This is a genomic window from Haloarcula halophila (assembly GCF_029278565.1).
GTDB lineage: Archaea > Halobacteriota > Halobacteria > Halobacteriales > Haloarculaceae > Haloarcula > Haloarcula halophila.
In genome coordinates, this window is the sequence record NZ_CP119561.1 from 305,399 (window position 1) to 330,542 (window position 25,144).

17 protein-coding genes and 4 pseudogenes are annotated in these 25,144 nt (G+C 57.9%); 6 read left to right on the plus strand and 15 right to left on the minus strand.

Annotated features, from left to right (window positions below; translation table 11 throughout):
• Positions 1–10: 10 nt before the first annotated feature.
• The 7 genes from P0204_RS20085 to P0204_RS20115 all read right to left on the minus strand — a co-directional run bounded on the left by P0204_RS20085 (position 11) and on the right by P0204_RS20115 (position 8,549).
• Positions 11–1,006 (minus strand): transposase, encoded by a 996-nt coding sequence (locus P0204_RS20085; protein ID WP_276224207.1) that lies wholly within the window; start codon positions 1,004–1,006, stop codon positions 11–13.
• 249 nt (positions 1,007–1,255) lie between these two features.
• The gene (locus P0204_RS20090) at positions 1,256–1,909 is read right to left on the minus strand and encodes a hypothetical protein (protein WP_276224209.1); all 654 of its coding nucleotides are present in this window, start codon (positions 1,907–1,909) and stop codon (positions 1,256–1,258) included.
• 3 nt (positions 1,910–1,912) lie between these two features.
• Positions 1,913–2,776, minus strand: coding sequence for a carbohydrate ABC transporter permease (locus P0204_RS20095; RefSeq protein WP_276224212.1), 864 nt, complete (start codon positions 2,774–2,776; stop codon positions 1,913–1,915).
• Entirely contained in the window at positions 2,776–3,687 is a 912-nt protein-coding gene (locus P0204_RS20100; RefSeq protein WP_276224214.1) for a carbohydrate ABC transporter permease, read from the minus strand. The genes P0204_RS20095 and P0204_RS20100 overlap by 1 nt, the downstream gene beginning before the upstream one ends.
• 1 nt (position 3,688) lies before the next feature.
• Positions 3,689–5,098: an extracellular solute-binding protein gene (locus P0204_RS20105; protein ID WP_276224215.1), complete on the minus strand. Its 1,410-nt coding sequence runs from the start codon at positions 5,096–5,098 to the stop codon at positions 3,689–3,691.
• 41 nt (positions 5,099–5,139) lie between these two features.
• Positions 5,140–6,282 (minus strand): ABC transporter ATP-binding protein, encoded by a 1,143-nt coding sequence (locus tag P0204_RS20110; protein ID WP_276224216.1) that lies wholly within the window; start codon positions 6,280–6,282, stop codon positions 5,140–5,142.
• A gap of 50 nt (positions 6,283–6,332) precedes the next feature.
• Positions 6,333–8,549 carry a glycoside hydrolase family 32 protein gene (locus P0204_RS20115; protein WP_276224218.1) on the minus strand — a complete coding sequence of 739 codons (2,217 nt, stop codon included), beginning with the start codon at positions 8,547–8,549 and terminating at the stop codon, positions 6,333–6,335.
• 52 nt (positions 8,550–8,601) lie between these two features.
• Between P0204_RS20115 and P0204_RS20120 the strand changes: the two genes are divergently transcribed.
• Positions 8,602–10,818, plus strand: coding sequence for a TrmB family transcriptional regulator (locus P0204_RS20120; RefSeq protein WP_276224219.1), 2,217 nt, complete (start codon positions 8,602–8,604; stop codon positions 10,816–10,818).
• Between the two features lie 80 nt (positions 10,819–10,898).
• On the opposite strand, the pseudogene P0204_RS20125 reads toward P0204_RS20120, so the two are convergent.
• The 6 genes and pseudogenes from P0204_RS20125 to P0204_RS20150 form a co-directional block, all read right to left on the minus strand.
• Positions 10,899–11,876 (minus strand): annotated as a pseudogene (locus tag P0204_RS20125) (IS1595 family transposase).
• Positions 11,877–11,982: 106 nt separating this feature from the next.
• Positions 11,983–14,146 (minus strand): annotated as a pseudogene (locus P0204_RS20130) (type B DNA-directed DNA polymerase).
• Positions 14,147–14,148: 2 nt separating this feature from the next.
• On the minus strand, positions 14,149–14,454 hold the full coding sequence (locus P0204_RS20135; RefSeq protein ID WP_276224221.1) for a DUF8156 family protein: 306 nt from the start codon (positions 14,452–14,454) through the stop codon (positions 14,149–14,151).
• 2 nt (positions 14,455–14,456) lie between these two features.
• Positions 14,457–15,401: a hypothetical protein gene (locus P0204_RS20140; protein ID WP_276224223.1), complete on the minus strand. Its 945-nt coding sequence runs from the start codon at positions 15,399–15,401 to the stop codon at positions 14,457–14,459.
• Positions 15,402–15,646: 245 nt separating this feature from the next.
• Positions 15,647–15,883 (minus strand): hypothetical protein, encoded by a 237-nt coding sequence (locus tag P0204_RS20145; protein WP_276224225.1) that lies wholly within the window; start codon positions 15,881–15,883, stop codon positions 15,647–15,649.
• Between the two features lie 484 nt (positions 15,884–16,367).
• Entirely contained in the window at positions 16,368–16,964 is a 597-nt protein-coding gene (locus tag P0204_RS20150) for a hypothetical protein (protein WP_276224227.1), read from the minus strand.
• A gap of 210 nt (positions 16,965–17,174) precedes the next feature.
• Here P0204_RS20150 and P0204_RS20155 point away from each other — a divergent pair.
• Positions 17,175–17,863 (plus strand): annotated as a pseudogene (locus tag P0204_RS20155) (SOS response-associated peptidase).
• A gap of 15 nt (positions 17,864–17,878) precedes the next feature.
• On the opposite strand, the pseudogene P0204_RS20160 reads toward P0204_RS20155, so the two are convergent.
• Positions 17,879–18,905 (minus strand): annotated as a pseudogene (locus tag P0204_RS20160) (Cdc6/Cdc18 family protein).
• A 181-nt stretch (positions 18,906–19,086) separates the two neighbouring features.
• Complete coding sequence (locus P0204_RS20165) at positions 19,087–19,311, minus strand: DUF8139 family protein (RefSeq protein WP_276224229.1); 225 nt, start codon at positions 19,309–19,311, stop codon at positions 19,087–19,089.
• Between the two features lie 111 nt (positions 19,312–19,422).
• Here P0204_RS20165 and P0204_RS20170 point away from each other — a divergent pair, with 111 nt between their 5' ends.
• The 4 genes from P0204_RS20170 to brxC all read left to right on the plus strand — a co-directional run bounded on the left by P0204_RS20170 (position 19,423) and on the right by brxC (position 25,092).
• Positions 19,423–20,079 carry a BrxE family protein gene (locus tag P0204_RS20170; protein WP_276224230.1) on the plus strand — a complete coding sequence of 219 codons (657 nt, stop codon included), beginning with the start codon at positions 19,423–19,425 and terminating at the stop codon, positions 20,077–20,079.
• Positions 20,080–20,088: 9 nt separating this feature from the next.
• A complete protein-coding gene (locus tag P0204_RS20175) occupies positions 20,089–20,901 on the plus strand; it encodes a BrxA family protein (protein WP_276224232.1) in 813 nt (270 codons plus the stop codon).
• A complete protein-coding gene (locus P0204_RS20180) occupies positions 20,891–21,460 on the plus strand; it encodes a BREX protein BrxB domain-containing protein (RefSeq protein ID WP_276224234.1) in 570 nt (189 codons plus the stop codon). The genes P0204_RS20175 and P0204_RS20180 overlap by 11 nt, the downstream gene beginning before the upstream one ends.
• A 419-nt stretch (positions 21,461–21,879) precedes the next feature.
• The gene (gene brxC, locus P0204_RS20190; protein ID WP_276224236.1) at positions 21,880–25,092 is read left to right on the plus strand and encodes a BREX system P-loop protein BrxC; all 3,213 of its coding nucleotides are present in this window, start codon (positions 21,880–21,882) and stop codon (positions 25,090–25,092) included.
• Positions 25,093–25,144 lie beyond the last annotated feature (52 nt).

The following is a 25,144-nucleotide window of genomic DNA, read 5'->3' on the forward strand; positions in this document are numbered from 1 at the left end:
AAAATCACCCTCATAGCGCTAAGTTCGGACTGCTCGGATCACCTCCTCGTTCGTAATTCGTGATCGCTACGACAAGCCGAAGACACACCGATAAGAACACGTGTGCCTTCGCCATGGCGCGGTCTCGGGCGGGAACGCGCCCGAGACCGCCCTCCTTGCAGACGTTGATCGTGTTCTCGACCTGTGACCTGTCAGCGTAGGTCTCGTTGAGCTGTGTCTGCGACACACCGATGTCGTCGAAGTGGTTCGTGACGCGGTCTTCAACCCGGTACTCGATATCGAGGGGATCGTCCGTGTTCCGGTGATTGTACGGAGCCACTGGCACGACCTGCTCCTCCAGCAGCAGGTCGTGCCAGTTCAAGATGTCGAACGCTGAAGCACCGATCATCCACAGCGGTTTCTCGACGGCGAGCGCGTCACGCGTGACGCGCATCGCCGTCTCCTCATCAACCTGCTCGCCGTCTGTGAACGCTGCAGCAACCGGGACATTGTTCGCAGTCGTGACCAGTGTACAGCCGTAGCCAAAGTAGTTCTCATCGGTTGTTGGATCGTAGTTCCACGCCCCGTCGGAGTCATCTCGGGGTGTCGCCCGTACTTCCGTCGAGTCGATCCGGAACGTCGGGGAGAGCAGGCCGCGCCGGGCGGCCTGCTCGACCAGATGATTAAAAATCGCCTCAGCAGTCATGCTAAAGTCGCTTCTGAAGCGTTTGATCGGGTCACGCGACGGGGCATGTGGAAAGCCACACTGCCGCCAGACGGTTTCGTCTTGGAGGGCACGATAGACCGCTCGTTGACCGTAGATATCGTTGTGGAAGCAGTACAGATGGGTCAGAAACAGTCCATACGGGTCGAAATCCGGTGTTCGCCCCCGAGCCGCGGGGGCGAACCCCTCGAATTGCTCAAGGAACGACGAATCAAGATGCTCACCTAACAGTGTGATCTCCGTCTCCAAGAGATTGAAGACGTTCTCAACCGTATCTACTGGTGGCAGGGCTTGTGTCGACATTCTATTCCGCTAGCCCTGCCGTCTAACCCTGAGAACGTTTCTATCCCACCCCCTTGGATAGTCAAAAGTGATAGCGGCTGCTAATACTCGTCAATAGGTCGACCCATGCTCGTCGAAATCGAGTACGACTTTTATGAGAGTACTTTCTAAAAGACCTCTGCAGCGATGGAGCGCGCAGAACACAATTGCTGTGATCAAGAGTATTTCAGAAGTGGCTCGGAGAATAGCAAGACAGCAGACTGTCCACTGTCAAGTATCTGCAGGCTCTCTGACCGGTGTTGTTGATGGCGACTGCCTGGACTGTCCCGCTACCGCCTCCACAACCGTAATTTGAAGCGCGAACGTGGAACCAGCGAACAGTAGGACGAACGCAACAGTTAACAGCGCAAGCAATGCGAAGAGCACAATCGAAAGTATGCCAGTAGTCAGTGCGGGAGTGGGATGGCGAACCAGCCAGCCAAGACCGAATCGAAGCGCTTCGATGGGGCTATCGCCATGGGCTAACCGGACGAACGTCGGCACCAACGCCAACGCGACGTATAACGCCGTATACCCCGTGAGGAGGGCGGCCCCCTCGCCAACCAGCGATCCCTCTCGCAAAGCTGTGACACCGTAGGTGACCGCGACGGCACCGAAGGCGACGGGGACGCCACTGAACAGCAATGCAGCAACGCCGTTCATTCGCAGCGTGTGACAGACGCGTGATCGATCAATCCGATTGCGATCACTCCGGAGGTCCAGAATCGCCGCGTAGGCCCCAAGTGTGGCTGGGCCGATCGTCACGAGCGGTAGCGACACAAAAAACCAGACAACACTGATGACCACAAGAGACAGGCTATTCCGGTAGACGAACCCAGGAACGCTCGCCACCGCACGTCGGAACGACTCCTGATCTCCAGCCATAAGCTATCCCGTCCCTGCCTGCATCTGCACGCTAGAGATGAGCTTGTCCTGGAACAGTAGGAACACGATGAACAGCGGCAGCGAGATGAGCGCCAGGTTCGCCATCAAGCGGTTAGATTCCTGAGCGTAGACGCTCTGCAGTGTGGTCGCGCCCACGGGCAGGGTGTACGCCGCCTCGTTCTGCAGAACGATCAGCGGCCAGAGATACTGGTTCCAGCTCCAGACGAACACGAACAGCGCCAGGGCCGTGATCACCGGCAGCGACAGCGGAAGGATGATTTGGGCGTAGATGCGGAACGTCGAGAAGCCGTCCAGGCGAGCTGACTCCTCAAGATCCTCGGGGATGTCCCGGAAGAACTGCACTAGCAGGAACACCCCGAGTGGCCCGGCGACGAACGGAAAAACAAGGGCCTGGTAGCTGTTGACCCACCCTAGGCGATTGATCAGCGTGAATAGCGGGATAACGTTGATCTGGGGCGGAACCATGAATGACGCGATGATGATCCCCAGAATGGCCTTGCGTCCCGGCCACTCTAGGCGCGTCAGCGAGAACGCCACCATGGAGTCGACCACGACGATGAGAGCGGTCGTGGTGCTGGCGATGATGAACGTGTTGAGGATCCAGCGTCCGAGCAGGTCGCTCGTGGTGATCGTCTCGATCCAGAACGCGAGCGTCACCCGGGTGGGGACCCACTGGAAGCCGAACAGTTGTGTCGAGGGGGTCACTGACAGCGCGAACATCCGGAGCAGAGGGATGAACCACAGCAGCGCCAGGCCGTACAGGACCACGTAGACGCCGACCTCGTAGAGGGTCTGAACGTCCACCCGGACGTCGATCAGGTCTTTGGCCGTGTCGGCAAACGACATCAGCCCTCCACCCCCTGGCCGACGAGGTAGTAGTTGATGATTGAGACCCCAACGAGGATAATCAGGATGACGTAGCCGACGGCGGCGCCGTACCCAAGGTCGAACGTCTGGAAGCCCAGCTGGTAGAGGTAGTACACCAGGGTATTGGTCGAACCGTTCGGACCGCCTGTCGTCATCGTCTGGACTTGGCCGAACACCCGGAACTGGAAGACGGTTCCCGCGATCAGCACGAACATGATGGAGTTGCGCATCTGTGGGAGAGTGACGTCCTTGAACTGCCGGAGAGGACCAGCACCGTCGAGTTGGGCGGCCTCATAGAGGCGCTCGGAGACGCCCTGTCTGCCCGCCAGCAGGATTGCGAAATAGAAGCCGGCCTGCCACCAGACGGTCACCAGGGCCAGTGCGGGCATCGCGAACGCTTCCTGGCCGAGGACGTTGCCCACGAGCCAGCCGACGTGATGGGTGAAAGCGCCGTTTGCCGAGTACAGCTGCAGCCAGAGGAACCCGACGATAGAGACGGTCATGACGTACGGGACAAAGTAGAAGAACTTCAGCACCTTCGTACCCTTCACGCCGCGGTTGATCCCCAGCGCCATCGCGAGGCTGACGAGCAACAGCAACGGGACCGTCAGCACGACGAACCAGGTGGTGTTCTTGAGCGCCTGCCAGAACATCGGGTCCTGAAGCAGAGTCGCGTAGTTCTGGAGGCCGACGAACTCCGACTGCGCCGGGTTCAGAAGGTTCCACTCGAAGAAGCTCATGTACAGTCCTTTCAATAAGGGGTACACGAGGAACACCGCGAAGATGGCGAGGTACGGCAGCGCGAAGGCGTACGCCTCGAGTGTCTCCCGGTCGATCCACTGTCGGAGGTCGGCCGCGAACGCCGGTCCGGTATCCGATTCCACCGACATGCTAGCTCATCCTGTCGCTGATGGCGTTGGCCGACTGGGTGAGCGCCTCCTGGGGTTCCATGTTCTGAGCGTAGATCGACGACAGTGACTTCCCGATCTCGGGTGCGTACAGGTCGATCGTCGCCCGTGGCTGGTAGGTGAGCTGACCATTGCTCGCCATCTCTTGGAGCGTCTTGACAATCTCGTACTTCTGGTAGATCGGGTGGCTGGTCACCGTGTCCGAGGTCGCCACCTCTGGCGTCGAGGGGAGGTGGGTCGCCTTCGTCGCCCAGATTGGGTTGTTCTGGGTGACGTACTCGACGAACTTCACCCGCGCCTCCTTCTCGGCCTCGGTATGGTCCGGGTTCGATGGGAAAAAGAAGCCATTGCTCTCACAGAACGTACTCTTGGTGTCGCCGCCGAAACCCCAGGGCTGGTGGTAGGTAAACTCCAGACCGTCGATAAACTCGTTTTGCTCGTTCTGGAAGTTATTGGCTGTCCAGTTGCCGATGAACCCCATCCCTGCCTGGTCGTTCTTGAACTCGTTGACGCGGATGTTCGAGTCCGAAATGTCGTCTGCGTTGTCCCAGTTGCGCTGGCCGGTCACTAAGTCGTAGAATTCAGCGGCGGCTATCCCTGCGTCGCTCTCATGGAACACTGGCTGGCCGAGGTCGCCGTCCTCGCCCTCGAACATTTTGCCACCCTGCTGGCGAAGCAGCGAGTAGTAGACCCGGAAACCGGCGAAACTGTTGTTCGCAGTCTGGAGGAAGAACGGCCGCTTGTCGGTGTTCTCTTGGATGGCGTTGGCTGCACTGACGAACTCGTCGTGGGTCGTCGGCTGCATGGGGGCGCCGGCCTCCTCAAGGACCGTGTCGTTGGTCGCAAGCATCATCGCGTGGATATCCATCGGCAGGGCAACGACGTTGCCACCGGCCGTCGCAGCGGGTTCGACGAGGTCGTAGTACGGGTTCAGCCCGTCCGACAGGTAGTCGTCGATGGGGTCCAGGATGCCCTTCGCTTCGTAGTACGACGAGAACGACATCCAGTAGGTGAACACGTGCGGCGTGTTCCCTGAGGCCGCAGCCGAGACGACCTTTGTTGGGACGTCGCCGAACGGCACCGCCTGCGTGTTGACCGTGATGTTGGGATTCCGTTCCTCAAACTCGTTTTTCAGCTTCTTCATCTCGGAATCCTCGGTGCCGCCGAAGTAGTCCCAGAATTCGATTTCGACCTGCTGGTCGGTTGTGCTCCCCGTGGTCGTGCCACTGCCGCCGTCGCTACCATCACTGCCACTGCCTCCATCGCCGCCGTTGCCGTCACCGGTACAGCCCGCGAGTCCGGCCGCAAGTGCTCCGGCACTGGTCGTAAGGACAGCGCGACGCGAGATGCGATCAGTGTTCGATTCGGTCGTACGGTTGGTATTATCTGACATTGGTCGTGAGTCGCTGGTGTATTTTTGTATGGTGCTGTTCGTCAGGATTTGATTGCTGACGCCTCCTCTGACCCCGTGACGCCGGTTTCATCCTCGGTGAGAAGGTTCTCGTCGGTCATGTCGTCGAAAACGTGGACGTGTTCCTCAGGAAGCGTGAACGCGACTTCCTCTCCCGATCTGAAGTTGGTACTCCCGTCGACGCGGACCGTCCATTCCGTGTCGCCGGACGAGAGATAGAGGTAGTTGTCGCTCCCTTCGTGTTCAAGGACATCGAGTGTCGCAGTGACATCGTCTTCGCCAGTGCCGACTGCAACGTGTTCGGGACGGATCCCGAGCACGAGGGAGTCGCCCGTCGAACGCCGGCGGATACGGGTTGCTATCTCATCCGAAACAGTATAGCTGAACGCGTCAGCAACCAGTCGGTCATTATTTAGTGTGACGCCGAAGAAGTTCATCGACGGCGAGCCGATGAAATCAGCGACGAACCGGTTGGCCGGTTCTGCATACACTTCGCGGGGTGTGCCGACCTGCTGGATTTCGCCGTCGTTGAGGACGACGATCCGGTCGGACATCGTCATCGCCTCGGTCTGGTCGTGAGTGACGTACACCGAGGTCGTCTCCAGGTCTTCCTGAATACGCTGGAGTTCGGTCCGCATGTGGAGCCTGAGCTTCGCATCGAGGTTCGACAGCGGTTCGTCGAACAGGAACACTTCAGGCTGGCGGACGATGGCACGTCCCGTGGCGACGCGTTGCTGCTGGCCGCCCGAGAGGTTGTTAGGCTTCTTTTCTAGCAGATCCTCAATTCCCATCATCTCCGCAGTCTCTTCAACTCGCTGTTCGATTGCTCCCTTCGAGAGGTCCGTCGTGAGCTTCAGTCCGTAGGACATGTTCTTCCGGACGGACATGTGAGGGTACAGCGCGTAGTTCTGGAACACCATCGCCACGCCGCGATCCTGTGGTGCGACGTTGTTCACCACCTGTTCGCCGATGCGGATCTCGCCGTCCGTGATGTCCTCCAGGCCGGCGATCATCCGGAGCAACGTCGACTTCCCTGAGCCGGATGGGCCGACGATCGTGAGAAACTCGCCGTCGTTGACGGTAAGGGTTACATCATCGACGGCCCGGATGATCCCAGAGTCGTCGTCGTACTCCTTTCGTACATTTTCGATCATTATCCTACTCATCACCAGCCACTGTGGACCCCTTCGTATTAATTTTTTCCCCACAGCTGTGATTAATCCTTTATACTGGTAGAGGGTCGCATCGTTCCCATCTCCCACACATCGAGTGATTGAACGGTTACTGGCCGGTTTTCGGCGTAGAGATCGATTTCGACTGCGTCTTCTCGCGTGGGATAGATCCGCGAGGTGAGACATTGTGCATCGGCGGTGAACAGTTCTAAGACCGACCGGTCTAGAAAACATCGCAGTTCGAACTTACCGTCTTCTGTCAACCGAATCGGCATCGAATGGTTTTGGTCGGCCGGTGCATCATCCAGACTCGAAGCCGATCGGTCAACCACTAGTTCGCGGTACTGTGGCCGCACGCGGATGACTGTCCGCTCTTGATCGTCTGGGGACGCCCGCAGGACGAACCCAAATTCGCCTGTCCGTTCCGCATTGACCGTTGCCCGGATTTCTAGGGTATCTCCCGAGACTCCGGGTAGGTGTCCGCTCTCGTCGGGATGAATCGTCACATCCTCGAACGACTGATGAGAACGACGTAGATCAGTCACCTCGCTCGGGACATCGACCTGCAGGCGTCCCGCTTCTGTAGAGAGAACGCGCGGGAGCGACATCGCGCCGGACCACCCGGCGTTCCACTGAGCTGTCGAGTCTCGATCCTCCTTAAGCCAACCGAACGTAATCGTTCGTCCGTCGTCGTCAGTGAACGACTGCGGTGCATAAAAGACACCGTGATCGAGGATGCCACGCTCTCGTGGTTCCAGCCGATCCGACTCTGTGTTGTACGGGCCGAGGAAGTACCAGACGTTTGAATAGTCCGAGACGTGGAGGACCGTATCGTCGCCAAATCTCAGGAGTTCCGGACACTCCCACATCGGTCCTGTCTCGCGCCAATCGCCAGTCAGCACTGGATGACAGTACTCCCATTCATGCAGGTCCGGGGACCGATAGAGCAGCGCCGCTCCGCCCTCGTCAGCGATCCCGCTCCCGATGAGCTGGTACCAGTCACCGTCAGCACGCCAGACGCAGTGGTCCCGAAACTCGGCGTTCCAGTCAATGCTAGTCAGGATATCTATATGAGCCGGTGGCTCCTCTATTACCGGATTCGTGGGTTCTTTTCTCCAGGATCGAAGCGTGTTGTCTTCGGCCCGGGCCAGGCACGGGAGCTGGTCGCACCCGTCGCCGCCAGTGTACATCACGCGGGGGATGCCGTCATCGTCGACGAAGCACCCCGACCAACAACCGTCGGAGTCGGGCCCGTCAGGGTCCGGTTCGAGAGCGATCGGTTCGTCTTGCCAGTGAACCAAATCGTCGCTGACGGCGTGTCCCCAGTGGATCGTATCGTGGAACGGCCCGGCCGGGTTGTACTGGTAGAACAGATGATACCGCCCGTTCCACTGGACCACACCATTCGGATCGTTGAGCCAATTCGCCGGCGGCGTGAAGTGGTAGGCTGGCCGGTGTTTTGCATCGTCGACCGTATCACGAAGCGCGGAAAACTCCTGGCGACCTTTCGGCCGACCAATGGGCGACGGCTCAGTCTCGCCTCCAGCGAGATACGACACGGCGTTCGAGAGTAACTTCTGTTGTACGCTGCTCTCTCGCTCGAAATTCAGACCGTGGCCGATCCCGAGGACGCGACCATCTCCGACTCCCCATCGGAGAATAGACTTCTGGGCGTATTTATCGGTGCCGTCGGCCTGGCGAGCCGCAAGCACGTCTGCATCGTGTGGCATCAGAGACTCGTAGTAAGTGGCGACGCCACTTGATACAGGCGTCTCCCCCGGTCGGAGGGCGTCTATTTCGTCGAAGAGTGGATGGCTGGTGTACGCGCGACGGAGGAGGTACCCGTCGTTGTCAGCTCTAGCGTGCTGGGTGACATCTGGATCATACGTTTCGATCCCCAGTATACTGGCACCCTCTAGTGCACCATGCGTGAGGAGAAGTCCGCCGCCGTCTTCGAGAAACGGGCGAATCTGCTCGGCGATAGACGTGAGCGCCTCGCGGCTCGTCTCGTCGAGAGATGTCGTCCGGTGCCACCAAAACACGTCGGTATCGTTGATTTTTGTTGCGGTCAGATCGTCGAGCGTGCAGTGAGTGCCGCCGTGTTTGCCGTACGCACGCAACTGAGCCCGTGTCGGTTCAGAGACGGTCAGACACAGGATATCCCGTTCCATTCTGGTAGCTCCAGCGGGAACATTGTTGGTGCTATTCATATTAACCACAGGAGTGATGAAATTGTATAAATCTATGTGTCCCGGACGCATAGGGAGCGACAGGAAAGTAAATGGCTTACCGTGGTAGACTGAGGTCTAGACAATGAGAGGAGAGGACGATGCAAAGATAGCGATGCTCCACGAGACGCTTAGAGATCACGTCGGGCTCTCCAAGTACGAAGCTGAAGTGTATCTCGCGCTCGTCCGCGGCGGGACACAGACGATGAACGATCTCGCCGAGATGAGTGATGTGCCCAAACAACGCGTGTACGACACGGTCAGCTCGCTCCGTGACGATGGCTTTGTCGAAGTCATCGACGACTATCCGCGGAAAGCGTATGCGGTCAACCCAAGCGAAGCGCTTGGACAGGTGCGTGAAGAAATCGAACGTGCCGAAGACGAACTGGAAAAGTTCCATGAGAGCGTCGAAACCGTCGAGAGCGGAGTTGCGTTGTTCAAAAGCGAGTCGACGATTCAGAAGTACGTCACCGACCTGATTTCGACTGCCGAGCGAGATGTTCTCCTGCTCGTTCCCTACGACCGCCTCGACGAGATCACTGACCTCCTGGCCGAGTGTGAAGACTTGCGACTCCGTCTGATCATCTCAGACCTTTCACCCCTGGAAACGAGCGAAGACTCGGTCGCTATCGACCGTACGCTTCCGGACACCGTTGACGATGTCCGTGGCGTAACCTCGACTGAGGACTTCGTACTGATTGCGGACCGAGATCATGCACTCTACTGGGCACGTCGTGGTTTCCGGGGGCAGAGTGAGGACGACCAAGCCTACTACGTCTCGAATCCACGGTTGGTGTTCGTCCTCGATCGGTTTGTTTCTGAATCCGTGTGGCCCTACGCTCGGTCCATCGCCGGTCAGGAGCGTTCTGCATCGCTGCCCAGCGAATACCTTCGGATCCGTGATTGTCTGGAAGACATCGACGAACTCGCCGACCGCCGACCGATAGATGATATCGAAGTCAAATTCGAGGGTTACGATACGGAAAGCGGTGAAGCCGTCGAACGGGCTGGGACGCTCACCAGTTATTATTTTACCGAATACGACATCAGGGCATCTCTCACACTTTCGCTACACCTTGACGCCGATACTGTTCAACCGACACTCGCCAGTGTCGGGGGTATCGGGGCTCGTAAAGTGGACTACGCGGCTGAACGAATCGTCATCAGGGAGTACGATGGCCATGACAGCAACGACCCAACCAACGAGACAGCACGCTATCTTAAACAATGTCGTTCGGAGCTCCCCACAGAATTAGGCGACGCCTCCATCGCAATCGGGTTCGATGCGTTCGTGGACCGCATGCGCGAATTTATTGAACCCTCCGGTGACCGCTACAATCACATCTCGCAGTTCGAGCGGTTCCGAGAGTCGCTCGTAAAGTACGAGGCCAGCGAGAGTTCGCCACGTGCCCTCTGGAGAGAAACTGAAACCGAACCGGGCGGCCACGCCTCTCACCTCGGCAACGTGTTCAACGGTCTGGGGTACGATTTGACGCTCGTCGGTCGGTTCGGGAGTCCGATCCACCCGGAGTTCGAATCGGCGTTCAATGATCAGACGATAATCAGCGTCGGACCGACGACCTCAACGGACTATGTCCGGTTCAAAAACAGGAATTTCCTGCTGACGGAACCGAACACCGATCCGCTAAACTGGTCGACTCTCACGGAACAGAGCGATCGCTCGAAACTGGTCGACAGTTTCGATGAGACTGCAGCCGTCGCTCTCGGTACATGGTGGGCGACACCCGATCTTCCCGATATTCTCGAAGGGATGGCTGAAGAACTTTGGCCCCAACTCGAATCGCCACCCTCGTTCGTTCATCTATCAACTGGCCAAGTTTCAGAGCTCTCGAGTGAAACAATCGAATGGGGGTGTGATGCCCTTAAGAAGCTTGATGAACATGTATCCGTCGTCGTTACTGCGAATCGCGATCAGACTCGACAACTCTGCGACACACTTGTTCCCGACTCCGGAACGAAATCGTCCGTGCAGCGGCTCCGAAAGCAACTCGGCGTTTCACAATTCGTCATGCATTCACTAAAAGGCGCGACGCTTGCCAGTGCTGACGGAGTACTGACTGTCAGTACTCCGCAGATCCCGAGTCCGCGTCGCGTCCGCAACGTCGACGATCACTTCAAGAGTGGTTACGTGCTCGGTCTCGCTGAAGGCCTATCAGCCGGAGCGTCACTCGTACTCGGAAACGCTATCGCCGGGTACTTTGTCCGATACGACAGAACCCCGGACGAGGAGGAACTCCGGTCGTATCTCGCAGACTACCACGCCCACTACGAAGAATCGTGAAACACACTTGTGAAGCACGTTTCAGAGGAGTAGCGTGGAGAGCATGTTTGATAGTGATTAGGTCGAACCTTTACTCGCTCTTATGTAGAATCGCGGAAAGCCCCGATAACGAGACACTCAACGATTGGCTCGGCGGATTCACCCGCTAGGTTGAGTGACCGAACGATGCCAAAGGTGTGAGCGGCCTGCTCCAAGCCCTGCTTGGACAGGCCGCGAAACTTCCGCAACCACGGCTGGACGAGCGAAAACAGGCACTCAGCCTGGTTAATATGAACGCCCTCGGGCGAAACATACCGCTCTTTGTGGACGACCGTTAGGTGGTCAAACTCCATCTGTCGGTATGCCTGGAGTCCGTCGGTCCAGACCTCTCCCAGCGGCTGTGAGAGGTCTTCAACCTCCTAAATCACCGGTTCAAGATCACCGCTGTAGTCGATGCCCAGTTGGCTGCGAATCACGCGAAGCGAGTCGCGGCACGCCGCGACGAGCGTCAGCTGATCACCGTGACGACCTCGCCAGCGTGATCGGCCTGTTTGGGACGAGCAGCCGCGTGAACGGCTGTTCCGCGGCGGCTCTTGGCCTTTGTAGCCCGAACAAACCTCGCCGGATTCGTCGACTTGCGTCGGTCCATCGATGGTCTGGTCGAGTAGCTTCCAGACGACGGGGAAGCCGCGCTGAACTGCGGCTTCCACGTCTCGAATGGCTGTATAGACGGTTCTATAGGCTCGACCGAAGAACGGCGCGATCTGGTTGAGACTCAGTAACGTATCGGCGTACAGCGTGAACGCGAGAAGCACCTCGCCGCAGGAGAGGTGCTTCTCGTGGAACGGGGTTCCGTAGGTGAAAACCGGCTTGAAATTGCAGTCACGGCACCAGGTTCGGTCGATACTCTCCCACGTCACGATGCTCTGGTGGCCGCACCGTGGACAGGACGTATTCTCCCAGAATTCCTTGAGTCGCCGCTTGATACGGGCATCGAGCGGTTCTGTGTCGATCTCGACGACGCCCAGCTCGATCAGCTCTCGAAACATCGCTCCGAACGCTGGCTGAGCAGAAACCATATCGCCACATTAGCGCCGGTTCAGTGTAACAATACGGTCTTTCCGCAGCTTTGCATAAGAGCGCTCAGTATAACCAACAACTCTCCCGATATCTCGATAGTGTTGGTTAACTTCTTCCAATCTCGGTGAAGGCGGTCAAGTCCGTTTCCCGAGTTTCCGCGATCTCGCGTCGAACTTCTGTCCGATCCCAGCCAAGCGGTGCCAGCACACTCTCGACAGCTCTGACGAGTTGCGTCTCGTAGTACGACGCATCGTACGACTCTATCTCTTCGTGGGCCAACGCGACCCGCCCTCGAGAACTCTTCTCGTCGTCGACGACCACGTACTCGATATCCTGTCCTGGGTAGATGGCGAGGTCCTGGTCCCGAGCCCGCTTCAGCGCCGCCACGTTCTGTGTGTTCTGCGTGTACCCTTCCAGCGGCTTGGAGACACGATTCCGTTCGACGAGCTGCTCAACCGGCACCGTTCCAGCGTGGAGGCATTTGATCGCGTCCTGGAGACAGTCGAGTACGGCGTCCGGAGATCGAGTCGCGTCGAGCCGTTCGAGACAGTCCCGCTGGACGTTCTCGATGAACGGCGGGGTCGAGCGCTGCCGGGCTTCGATGCCTCTGATCTTGAAGTCGTCGTCGCCGGCGACCTTGCCGAAGTACTTCGTCAGCGCGCCGGCGTCGCTCTCGCGCTGCGGCACGAACGCCACCCAGTCGTAGTGGGCCTCGTGTTCGAGCCGAATCTCGACGCGTTCCGTGATCTCCGTCGCGAGCGTCCCGAGGTCCTCGCGGTCATCGTTGTCGATGTCGGGGTCCGGGGTCACCCAGATGGAGTCGACGATGCCGTGGACGACGCGCCAGCCGCCAGCTTCCAGTCGCTGTTTCGACGTCAGCAGAATCTCGCGAGCGAACGCGTTGATCGTTTCGTGGCACTCGATGCGGCCGAACTTCGCGTTGCTGAACCCTTGATAGCCGAAGCAGGCGACGAGGATCCACTTCAGCGCTCCCGACCGCCCCTCAGTTCTGCCAGTCGGTCCTTGTCGGGGTCGTCCCGTTCCTTCTCGTGACGGATGGCCGCCTTGATCTCGTCGCGGGCGTCGATGATCGGCTGGAGGACGTCGACGAGGTAGCCCCGGTCGTCGCAGATCGAGTACCCGAGGCCGGGGACGTCGTCGCGGTCGCTGTGGCAGTCACACCGGATGACGTCCGGCGATACGTTCCGGGTACAGATGATGTTCGGGTACAACGAGGAGAAGTCGAGTTCATGGACGTTCTCGTGAAACCCGACCTCGGGCGCGAAAATGAAGCCGCCACGGTCGGCGTCGTGGAGCGTCCCCATCGGCTTGTAGAACTCGTGACGCCAGGAGTTCCATGGCACGAGGACGTCGCGGTCGTGGGCCTCGCAGATCTGGATCGCCGTGAGCACGTTCCCGATCGACGCCCACACGAGCTCCTGAACGGGCTTGTTCGAGCGCGACACGAGGTCGAGGACGCCGTCGAGGTTGGTCTCCCCGTAGAAGAACGTGTTCGACTCGTCGATGATTGCCCGCCCGGGGACGTTGTACCGCGCCGGCGAGTGGCCGACGCGGCCGTAGCTCGAGTACGTCGACCGGCTCGCGAGCTGCTGGTAGTCGATGTCCGGCCACCGACTCAGCGAGAAGTCGTCGACGCCGGCAGCCGTCGCCATCTCGTACAGGGTCGGGACGATCTCGCTGGTTGAGCAGACCAGGACGTCCGGATCGTGCGCTTCGAGTGCCCCTTGGACGGCGGTCAGGATATCCGTCGGCGAGCCGGTGACGGTGTCGCCGCCGACGGACAGTTCCTCGTAGACGTCGTTGCTCGTTTCGGTCACCGGAACACTGAGCCGGAGCGTCGACAGTTCGCTCGCCGGCGTCGGATCGGCGCCGGTCTCCAGACAGTATCGGAACTCTCGCGAGAAGTCGACGTTGAAGCAGGCGAGATCCCCGACTGGATAGGCCGACAACTGGCGCGCTTGCCGGGCGGGTGGAGTGATGCGGTCGATGTGGGCGACGTCGACCGTGAGAACGGCCTCCTCGTCTCGTCGAAAGCCCGGCCGTCGCGTAACCATCTCGGTCGCGACGACGTCCGGGTGCTGGTCGTACACCGACTCGAGTGTCGTGAGGTCGAGGTCGGCATCAGGGTCGCGACCGGCCACGTAGAAGCGTGGGGTGTAGTCATCGCGCTCGGTCGCGACGGCGCCGTCGGCGGTTGCCTCCCACTCAGGACGCGGCCGTCGTCCAGAAAGTCGATACTGAACGGCATCGTCACGGGTTCGCGTCCGGTGGGGCACTCTCCTGGTCATCGCGTGCTGCGACCGCGGCTTCGAGCTCCTCGAGGCGCTCTTCGTGGTCGTCGAGGCGCTCCTCCTGTTCGAGATCGATGCTGAGCAGCGCCGGCAGCAGCGGGTTCTGGTGGTTCAACAGCCCGCTCGCGTCGGCGTGCTTGCGGGCGTACTCGAACAGCCGGTCGAAACGTGGTTGGTCGCGACGCCGCAGTGCCCGGCGGAACTCCGCCCAGCGCTCTTCGATGGCCCGGAGCGTATCCCGGTACGTCGGGTTCGTGCGCCCCATCGCTATCGGCCTCCTGTCCCGGTCGCCGTCCACGCATCAAGCAAGGGGTCCGTGGTGGTCGCCACCGTCTCACCGTCAGCGGTGACGCCCGTTCCGACGCCTTCCGGAGTCGGCGTCGACGGCGCCGGCGTCGTCGGTTCCACGCCGACCTGCGTGGCGCGTGCCGCGAGCAGCTGCCGCCAGTACGCGAACGTCGTCTGGTAGTACGCGCCGTCGTCGACGGGATAGACGAGCGTCTCGAAGTCCTCGCCGACGACCCGTGGCCCCATCCGGGTTTGCTCACACTCCAGGTGGTGGTCGGCGACCGTCGCGATCGATTCGGTGAATTCGTTTCGTTCGTTTCGCGTAACGAGCACCGGGATGTCGTACCCCTCGGCGTAGGTCGCTAACCGGGCAAGGACGCGGGCTTGGAGGGTTTTCGCGTGGGTCTCGCCAAGGGTATCTTCGGCGCGGTACTGGGCATCGACGGCCGGCGCGACGATGAGGGCGGGTGTGTGGGGCGACGTGTCCTCGTCACGACTCGGTTCCCCTCGACCGGCCGCCCTGGCGTCGGTGGTGGACATCTGGATCGACTTGTTCACTGCCGTCGGGAGATCACAGACGGCGCCGTAGTGCTGGTAGGCAGTGAATCCGCGTGCGACGTGGATTCGGTTGAGCAACCGTTGACTGGGCGCGATCTGAGCGAGTGTCGTCGTCGTCGCGTGGCCGTTTGCGTCGACCCAGAAGGCGGGTCCGTCGTGCAGGAGGAGATGGTCGAGCACGAGCGAGTGCAGGATCGGGACGCCGCGGCCTCCCTCGACGTCGAGCAGGGTGATGCCGTCGCCGAGTGACGGCAACAACATCCCGTCCGTAGCCGGATCGGCCTGGTCAGCGAGGGACCGATTGCGGTCAGCTCCCCGAGTTGGCTGGTCCACCGCCAATCGGTTCGACGTTGAGTGTTCTCCCATACTCGACTAGTTGTCTACGTTCCCGATAAGCCGCGGCGTGTCGCTTCCGCGTTTCAGGAAACTCGATGTGATCCCCTCCAATCCCGGTACAGTCCCGAGTTGTCTCCGTTTGGATCCTATTTCCGAGAATAGTTCCTGAATCGAGCGTACTTCGTGTTAACCAACACCCGGCCGTATTGACAGCGGTGTGTTGGTTAAACCTACCTAGCTGCAGTCTCGAGCCTGACTGCTCGGAATGTTAATGCTCAACGCCACGTTGGAAGAGGTGCTCTATGAGCTATCCACGAACCCACGTCGACCACCGAAACCCCGACCACCACGAGTCGATGCACCCAACTCGAAATATCGTGAACGCCCACGTTGTTGCCGGGGAATTCCTCACTTCGCGGTACCACGAGGCGCTTCAAACTGTTCTCCATCCCCTCGGCGAGTCTTTGGACACCAAAGACCAACATGCGCTCAACGACCTTGGCATCGTCCATGCTACTGGTTCCTTGAACGAGCTATCCCCGATCGTTCGCACATACGTCAAACTCGATGAGTATTGGACACGCACCCATCGTACTGCGCTCAACGAACTATTCGCTGATCGACGTGCTCACGTCCTGAGTTGCTGTACACGGTTCCTTTCTGAATTCTCTCGACACACACTCGAAGTCGAATCTGGCCGTTCCGGAACTGCGCTGGATAGTACCCTTGCCCCATTCCTGGAAAGCGGGTTTCTCTCACACACAGATGATGAGAAAACGCCTTATTCTGTTGATGAACACCACGCACTGTATCGACCGACTGAACGGCTCTTCGACGCACTTCTTGACCAAGCACCTGTTCTCTGTGGTCTTCTGCCACCGACCGAGCTCTAATCGCACGATTCAGAGGCTTTTCGGCTCTGTAGAAATCCTCTTGGCCACATACCAATAGCCGGTACGTAAGCTTGCGAGTCTTACACACACGAAGGGGAAGGATTCAACCGTCCTTTTCTATCGGAAGAACCCGCCCATCCTCCGTAACACGGAGATTTTCAAACTCTAAAGCCGTATTCAACTTCTCTACCACTTCTTGATGCTTCTTCTGCTCGCCGATATACTGCTTAGGATCCGCGGCCTTCTGAACAATCTGCACAACATATCGGTAATCCTCGCTGTTCAACTCTTGCAACTTCTCTTTAGCAATATAAACGCGATTACTATGGCCCTCAGCCTTACTCCGCAACGGATCATCATGGCTTAAATTGTACCTCATTTCATCCGCGTCAAATCCAACTATCTCGAAGAAATCAGCTATCTCATCCGTACTACGTCCGTCAGCGATAACCTCTGCCAGTTCATCCAGCACCTCGTCACTGAACTGCTTCTTTTCCTTCAACTCCTCCAACCACTCTCCGCCTGCCAGATTCATTTCCTCTACTCTCTCTGACTCAGCGTATATACTCATCACCTCTTCCCACTTCGGCGTCCAGACATACTCATTCCCGTTACTATCCTGGAAGATGATATCCATCTTGATTCTGTTATCTGGGAATGTACCCACAGAATCTATCTTGTCGAAGAACACCCGTTTCATGCTTACACCAATCGGATGTAATGGTGAAATAGTTTTGTAGGTTGTCAGTAGAGAAGTACCGTTTATCTGTTTTCCATAGACGCCTCCTCTGTTGTATAGAACCTCTGTACTTGCCAATCATCCCAAATCTACCATCAAACGAAGGGGCCTCAGAACCAGCCCTTCACATTTTCAAATACGTTGAAGACTCTCCCAGTTGGATCAGGATGTATGTGTGGTCGAAACTCGCTTTTCATCGATCGGGCCGACCTCGAGGCCCGTTTCGATGCGGAGGTCGTCGCTGACGGCGGGTATACACCCCAATACAACATCGCGCCAGGTGAGGACCTCTACATCATCACGAACGAGGCCTCCGACGAGATCGACGCCTACCACTGGGGGCTGATTCCGTTCTGGGCGGATGAGCACGAGGAGGGCATCATCAACGCTCGCTCCGAGACTGCCGGCGAGAAACGCGTCTTCGAGCGGGCGTGGGAATCACGTCCCTGTCTTGTCCTCTCGTCGGGGTTCTACGAGTGGAAATCACCGAACGGCGGGTCGAAACAACCCTACCGGATTCACCGGGAGGACGACCCCGCGTTTGCGATGGCCGGGCTCTGGGACGTCTGGGAGGGCGACGACGAGACGATTTCGTGCGTGACAATTCTCACAACGGAGCCGAACGACCTGATGAACTCAATCCACGACCGGATGCCGCTCGTCCTTCCACAGGACGCGGAATCTGACTGGCTCGCCGCAGATCCGGACACCCGCAAAGAACTGTGCCAGCCGTATCCGAAGGACGATCTGACGCTTACGAGATCTCGACGCGAGTTAACAACCCCGGCAACGACGATCCCCAGGTCATCGAGCCGCTGGACCACGAGCAATCAGGCCTCGGCGAGTTCAGTTCGGGATAGTTGACGGCGTAACGGTCACTGCATCGGCGACGCCGCTGCCGAATCGACGAGCGAGTACTCTCGGTCTCGACTCGTCCCTTCCGCCTCGAGGAGGTTGTACTGCTCCATCTTCGAGAGGTACGTGCGGATAGTCCGCTTCGTCCGCGGATCATCGACGTCCTCGGTATAGCGCTCGTGAATTTCGCTCGGCCCGACCGGGCCGTGCTCGCGAACGACGTCGTAGACGACGCGCTGGTGCGGCGTGAGCGAGTCGAGGCTCTTCTGCTTGATCTGGGCCCGAGCATCCTCGGCGGCGTCCAGGAGAATGTCGTCGGTGATACGCTCGTGATTCTCGCGATCTGCCTTGCCGGCGGCCGTTCGAAGGATGCCGATTGCGAGGCGGGCGTCGCCGGCGGCCGCGTCGGCCATCCGGTAGAGCTGGTCGTCGGTGATGACGTCCTCGTCGAGCCCCCACTTTGCCCGAGCACTCAGGATGTCGTACAGCTGCTCGTCGTGGTACTTGTCCATCCGGACGTGCTCGCTGGAGCGCAGTCGGCTCACGAGGCGGTCGTCGACGCGGCTGAACAGCTCCTCTTCCTTGTTCGCGATGCAGATGATTGCGAACTGCGGGAGGCTGTGGAGGTCGTAGATGACGCTGGGGTCTTCGAGCTGGTCGACCTCGTCGAGGATGACGACGGTTCGCGGGCCGTCGTGCTGCTGGAGGCGATCAACAAGTTCGTCGTGCGGCGTCGACTGCCGGTGGATGTCGATGGTCGCGCCGAGGTCGTCGAGAATCTGGTAGAGCGTCCGAAATCGGGTGTAGTTACGCCAGCAGTTGACGTAGATGGCCTCGACGTCGAGGACCTCCTCGCGCAGTCGTTCCGTGACGAACTTCGAGATACACGTCTTCCCCGTTCCGCTGGGTCCGGTGACGATAGCGGTGTCGGCGGGTTCTCCGTTCGTGATGGGCTCGAGGACGCTAGAGGTGGTTAACTTCCGCGTCGCGATGCTCAACTTCCCGAGGGACGAATCCGGCGCGGAGAACGCGAGCATCGCGGATCATCGTTGCTTGATAGACTGGTTTTGCCCTAACCGTAAAAGCGTGACCGGGTTGTTTCCGGAAACCCCTATTCGGTGTTCATTATAAAACACAACCCTACGCAGTGACGCGATTCTTTTGTGGAAGTAGTATATTTCCGGAATACTTGAGACCCCGTTAACTGAGTCAGATTGTTCGAAGTCAGCTATTTAATTGGGGGACGGATAGCTCGCCATCGAACATCAACCGTTTCTCCTGATTCGAGCTGGATTCGATAGAGTCGTGAATCCCGTGAATCTCCTGTTTCCTTGCCGGCGTCGTCCGAGAAGATATTCACAATTACGCCGTGTTCTCCGTGATATTGGTGGTCTGGATCGGTTTCGTCGGGGATATCTATTCGGACCCGATCCCCTTTGCTTGTATTTTCCATAGTGTATCGGTGGTATCTTGGACTCATCCCCGCTCGGCGATTAAACTCCTACGGAAACCAAGAGTAACCAGAGACGCTGGTTCTAAACCCTCCCCTATTGTGAGTGCACATATGACCCCTGCTGACGTCGCTGACGTGTTCGCCTCGACCAGAGAAACGCTTGAGAAAGCAGGTATGGCCGATGACTTCTTTCTGGATCTTGTCGCTTCCCGCCTTATAGTAGAACGGGTCGGTGAATCGAGTAATCAGGATTGGTGGGAGTCACGGGTTCTGTCTGGGACTGGTCGCACCCGGCTGTCTGAAGTAACCCCAAAAACACGGCTGAAATCCCGAATCACTCTCGCATTGAAAGTCGGCCGCAAAGCAGAATCGGATCGAGTTGCTGATGACTCAATCTCGCTTTTCTCCTTTGGGCCCCAGATAGAATCACGCCTTACCGCTGCAATCGAGGAACTGGAGAGCAACGACGAACTGACGTTTGAAGCACTCGAAGACCTGTCGGTCCAGCCGCTGGAAGAGGGCTGGACAGACAGTATTATTACCGCAACTGCGTCGAATATCTCCAGTTCAGACACCACTGAGCCTCAGCAGAATCCAGGGACGGGTGAATCATATCTGGTTGGCGAGAGAAGTTATACGCAAGATGAGATTGAGCCCGACAAATGGAGAATCCTCACCACTCTCCTCCGGGGCTACGGGCAGTGCACCGACCAGCTTCAGGTGCCGTACTACACCCTTGAGTCAGAACTTAAATCAGAGAACGCGTGATGAGTTCGTATGAGTAACGAACCCGTCGAACCAGAGGATGGAGAAGAGGTAGAGAACGAAGAGAGCCTCGACCCGAAAATCGCCCATCACAGCACGTACATCGACGAGACGAAACGGATTCTCCAAACCTACGTCGAATGTGGTTCCTACGAGGAGCTGGAACGCCGTGTCGTCGAGGGGAATATCCTGAACAAGAATACTGACGAATATAGAACGAACATTCTTCGGGAGGTTACGCGTCGACACATCCCCGACAAAGAGGAGTACACCGAGACCCCGCTGATGCAGGTGATAACCTCGGAGGTCCGTAGTGACGTTATCGACTGGTGTCTCTACTACGAGTTCGCCCAAGATCCGTTCATCCGACTCGTTACCACCGATTTCCTCTACCCCGAATTTGAGCGTGGAACGCTCTCCGTCCAAGCAGTCGACATCGTAGAGTTCATCGAATCGATTCAGGAGAACTACGCCGACCTGCGGGATCGCTCTGAGTCAACAATAAACGAGGCCGCTACGAAGTACCTCACCGCCCTCCGCAACTTCGGTCTCTTAGAGGGAACCCAACGGAAGGAATTTGCAGTCACATACATCCCTGATGAGACTATCGCGTACGTGGTGTATCGACTATTCCAGAAAGACGTGAACTCGGCATCAGAGATTATTGAACACGACGACTGGAAACTGTTCCTTATGAACGAGTCGGAAGTACAGCGACGGATTCGAGATATCTCCCCGCAGTACGTAAATTATGAGAAACGTGGCTCTACACAACGACTCGTGAGAAAGCACGACAGTATGGAGGATCTCATCGATGCCTTCTGAGTTCCAGGAACGGCTCGAAGAGGTCGAACGGCTCGTTCGAGATGACCGTGACGAGGTCGGGAAGCGAGCGGGGGTCCCATTCATCGTATTCACGTACGACCCGGGCGACGAAATTGAGGTCGATGAAGAGGTTCGAAACCTCATCGAGAAACTGGAATATCACGACCAGAACGTCGCAGCAATCGATATGCGTGATCTGGTCTTCACGATCCTCGAAGAACGCGGGATTCTGGATAACGTCATTGACCTCGAACGCCGAGACAAAGAGCAGCTACTCGACGGCCTGAAATCGTCGCTGCTGGACGACGGTGAGATGGGGAAGCTGGCTTCAGCAATCGCCGAACAGGCAGAGACAGCAGATACTGTCATCGTCTACCGGATGGGTATTCTCTATCCGTTTGCAAGCGCGTCCACTCTGATGGGACAATTAGAAACGAATACGCCGGACGAGACCCCAATCGTATTCTGTTACCCGGCGACAGTCGATGACAAGAGCTTAAGATTCCTCGATGAATCTGAAGGAACATATTACCGCGCAAGGGTGATCGGACATGAGTGACACTACTACATCACACCAGATACACGAAATCTTCTACCGGTCGATCAATCGGAAAATCGACCGCGTCGTCAAGGTCGACAACGACGACCCGAGTGTCGTCAAGAAAGAGCTTGAAGAGTACATCCTCACACCGCAGCTCGAACGGCACTTTTCGGACGCATTAGAGGCCGTCATCGACACCGAACACGCACAGACGGAAGACGTCGGCATGTGGGTCTCGGGGTTCTTCGGTTCCGGGAAGAGCCACTTCATGAAGATCCTCGGGCACGTCCTGGAAAACCGCGAATTCGACGATACCCAGGCGGCCGATATGTTCCGGGATCGCATCGAGGGCAACGAAATGCTCGACGGTGCGGTCGGCTCCGTGACGCAGAAATTCGACTCGGAGGTGCTGATGTTTCAGATCGGCGCGAAAGCTGATGCCTCCGGGAGCGAGTCAATCACGGAGATCATTCACCGGGAGTTCAACACCTCACGTGGCTACGCGTCGATGCCCTGGGTCGCCCAAATGGAGCAGGAACTCGAATCTGGGAGTCTACGACGACTTCGTCAACGCCATCGAGACGAACACCGGGAAAGACTGGACGGAGGCCCGCAAGGACGCTATGTTCGTCCGGTCGGACATGGAGACTGCCTTGGTCGAGGCAACCGACGAATTCGACGACGAAGACGATGCGGCTCGGGCGATTGATGACGTTCAGGATAACGTCCTGATCAACCCTTCGACGCTCGCTGAGGACATCGTGGACTACGTCGAGAAACGGGAGGAGGAGACGGGAGACAACTGTCGGTACTTCGTCTTCATCGACGAGATCTCCCAATTCATCGGCGACGACGGACAACTCCTCTTGGAGCTACAGAGCATCGTCGAGGAATTCGGACAGAAGGGCAAGGGGAAAATCTTCCTCGGAGTCACGTCTCAGGAGCAGCTCCAACAGCTGATTCCCGGCGTGCTGGAAAAGGAAGCCGAGGAATCGAAGGTCATCGACCGCTTCCCACATCGGTTCGACCTCACCTCCGAGAACCTGGATAAAGTCGTCCGCGACCGTGTTCTCAGTAAAAAAGGGGAGTACAGGGGTACAATCGGTGATCTTTACGACGAGCATGAAGGGTTCCTCTCGGCAAAGTATAAACTCGAATCTAGCCAAAGTCTGAAACCGATTACTCGGGACAACTTCATCGACTGTTACCCGTTCCTTCCCTACCAGCTCGACATCCTTCCGGAAATTTTCAAGTCACTCGGAAAAGGCTCCGACGATCAGTTGGCCGGGAGTGAGCGGACGCTGATTGACGTCACACAGAGCGTCCTTAAAGACGAGGAGTACCTCTACAACGAGGAACTTGGGGCGCTGGTCACGCTGGACATGATCTTCGACGAGATCAGCAACGACATTCCCAGCAGTGACGTCAAATCCATCCGCGAGGCGAAACCGAAGGACGCCGACACGGAGACCGCACGGCGCGTCCTCAAATCTCTCTACCTCCTCCAGCAGCTCCCCTGGATTCCGAACACAGCGGACAACATTGCCACGTCACTCCAGCGTGAACTCGGGCCAACCCAGGAGTTGGAGGGCGAGGTGGAGGATACGCTTGACGCGCTCGTCGACGCCGGCTTTGTCGGCCGGAGCGAAGAAGGATACCGGTTCCTCCGCGAAACTGAACGTGAGCTCGAAAACGAGATTAAGGGGATCGAAGTCGGTCCTGGCGACATCCGCCGGTCGTCCAAGCGCTTCCTGAACGACATCCTCGACGAAACCTCTCGCGTCAACTACGAGGGGAAGACGTTCCAGCTGAACTTGAACATCGACGGTGAGGAGATCACGTCTAAGGGCTACATCGACCTGAAGACCTACTCGCCGATCTACCAGCGATACGAGGACCTCGACCCGGACGGTCTGAAGACGCAGAGCTTCAGTGAGGACGATTCCCTCTACTGGATCGCCGACGACGAGAAGCAACACACCATCTACGACAAGCTGAAATCGATCTACCAGATCAACACCGTCGTCAAAGAGAAGCGCGGGAACGAACTCAGCCAGGAAGAACAGGAAGCACTCGGACAGAAGCAAGAGGACCTCCAGCGCCTCCGCAGCGAAGTCGAGCGCGAGTTCAAACGCAGCTTCCAACGCGGCGTACTGATCTACAACGGCGATACCGAGGAGTTCGACGCGACCAACACCTCACTCAGTTCGCTCGTATCACGGAAGACAGACAACGCCATCCCGAAGGTCTTCCACAAGTTCAACCACGGTTCTGCTTCAGTGAAGGACCGTCATATCAAGGACATATTCGGTGACCTTGATAAGTCGTCAACTCCCGCAGCCCTCACCGAACTGGGTGTCATTCAGGACGGAGACCTTCTTGCGGAAGCATACATCGCGTCTGAAGTCGAAGACGAAATCCAGAGCCGCGAAAAAGCCGGTCAAGACCGTACTGGAGACGACCTAATCAGCCACTTCGCACAGCCGCCATACGGCTGGAGCAGAAACGTCGTCAGACTCGCCGCTGCCGTCCTCTTCCGACACGGTGCTATCATCCCGACGTACAAGGAGCGAACGTACAGCACGTATACGGAGGACGGCGCACAGGAGCTGTTCACCCAGGTTACGAAGTTCAAGAACACCTCCTTCGACGAGCGGGAGACTGTTGACGTCGAAACGCGAGAGGACGCAAAGCAACTCCTCGACCGGCTGTTCGACCGCAAAGTCCAATCCACCGACCAAGCAGTCGATGAGGGGATCCGCGAGGAAGCGAATACATGGGAGTCTACCACGAGCACCCTGCTTTCGCAATTGCGGCGAGTAGGCTTCCCGCTGGCCGACGACGTCGAGGACTTCCAGAACAGACTCAACAACCTCCTCCAGCAGCCCACCTCCGCCAAGCGCATCAAGAAGTTCGCCGAGTTCGAGGACGAACTGGAGAACCTCGCTAAAACGGCAAAAGCAGTTGCCGAGTTCTGTGGCGAAACGGGTGGCGAGAACCACCTGAAGGAGTACGAAACGATTCAGGACTTCATCTCTGGAGAGTGGGAAACACTCGTGGATGAAGCAGCTGATCACGACATCGTTCACATAAGCGACGAAGCTCGTGACGCTGCTGACCGCGTCAAGAACACGCTGGACACCGAGGGTGTCATTGAGCAGTGGAACGACGTCAAGACCGATTATCGGACTGCAGCGGAGGCCTTCGCCTCGACGTACGAGGAACTGTACGAACAGCGCTATGAGACCTACACTGCGTCCATCGAAAACGTCCGTGCGTACGCAGGTGACGACATCGACGACAATGACCTGGAGTCGGCAATATCGGACTTGACGGAGCGCCAGGGCGAGGGATCGGTCGATCTGGACATCTCCAGCAAGGACCACATCAACCCCACACCTTCGCTCACACGCCTTATCGAGCACATCCAGACTGTCGATGCGTACGAGAGCGCAGCAAAGAACGAAATCGACGACATCGAGGATGATGACGACGATGGGAAGACCCGCAAGAAAGTGGACACGTCCGACATCTTCGGGAACACCGTCGTGACTGAGGTTGACGACATCGAGAAGCCAATCACCGACCTCCGAGAGAAGGTCGAAGAACTCCTTGACCAAGAGGGAGACGTCGAGATCCGGTTCCGGTAGGGTAACTTCTCGAACTAACCCTCTGCGCTGAATCTCTCGACCTGTGTCGAGA

Coding starts and splice junctions, on each gene's coding strand:
- brxC (WP_276224236.1), top strand. CDS start 21,880: ATGCCTCCGGGAGCGAGTCAATCACGGAGATCATTCACCGGGAGTTCA.
- P0204_RS20110 (WP_276224216.1), bottom strand. CDS start 6,282: ATGAGTAGGATAATGATCGAAAATGTACGAAAGGAGTACGACGACGAC.
- P0204_RS20085 (WP_276224207.1), bottom strand. CDS start 1,006: ATGTCGACACAAGCCCTGCCACCAGTAGATACGGTTGAGAACGTCTTC.
- P0204_RS20105 (WP_276224215.1), bottom strand. CDS start 5,098: ATGTCAGATAATACCAACCGTACGACCGAATCGAACACTGATCGCATC.
- P0204_RS20135 (WP_276224221.1), bottom strand. CDS start 14,454: ATGGGGCGCACGAACCCGACGTACCGGGATACGCTCCGGGCCATCGAA.
- P0204_RS20170 (WP_276224230.1), top strand. CDS start 19,423: ATGACCCCTGCTGACGTCGCTGACGTGTTCGCCTCGACCAGAGAAACG.
- P0204_RS20100 (WP_276224214.1), bottom strand. CDS start 3,687: ATGTCGGTGGAATCGGATACCGGACCGGCGTTCGCGGCCGACCTCCGA.
- P0204_RS20165 (WP_276224229.1), bottom strand. CDS start 19,311: ATGGAAAATACAAGCAAAGGGGATCGGGTCCGAATAGATATCCCCGAC.
- P0204_RS20145 (WP_276224225.1), bottom strand. CDS start 15,883: ATGGACGATGCCAAGGTCGTTGAGCGCATGTTGGTCTTTGGTGTCCAA.
- P0204_RS20115 (WP_276224218.1), bottom strand. CDS start 8,549: ATGCGTCCGGGACACATAGATTTATACAATTTCATCACTCCTGTGGTT.
- P0204_RS20120 (WP_276224219.1), top strand. CDS start 8,602: ATGAGAGGAGAGGACGATGCAAAGATAGCGATGCTCCACGAGACGCTT.
- P0204_RS20180 (WP_276224234.1), top strand. CDS start 20,891: ATGCCTTCTGAGTTCCAGGAACGGCTCGAAGAGGTCGAACGGCTCGTT.
- P0204_RS20150 (WP_276224227.1), bottom strand. CDS start 16,964: ATGAAACGGGTGTTCTTCGACAAGATAGATTCTGTGGGTACATTCCCA.
- P0204_RS20095 (WP_276224212.1), bottom strand. CDS start 2,776: ATGTCGTTTGCCGACACGGCCAAAGACCTGATCGACGTCCGGGTGGAC.
- P0204_RS20140 (WP_276224223.1), bottom strand. CDS start 15,401: ATGGGAGAACACTCAACGTCGAACCGATTGGCGGTGGACCAGCCAACT.
- P0204_RS20090 (WP_276224209.1), bottom strand. CDS start 1,909: ATGGCTGGAGATCAGGAGTCGTTCCGACGTGCGGTGGCGAGCGTTCCT.
- P0204_RS20175 (WP_276224232.1), top strand. CDS start 20,089: ATGAGTAACGAACCCGTCGAACCAGAGGATGGAGAAGAGGTAGAGAAC.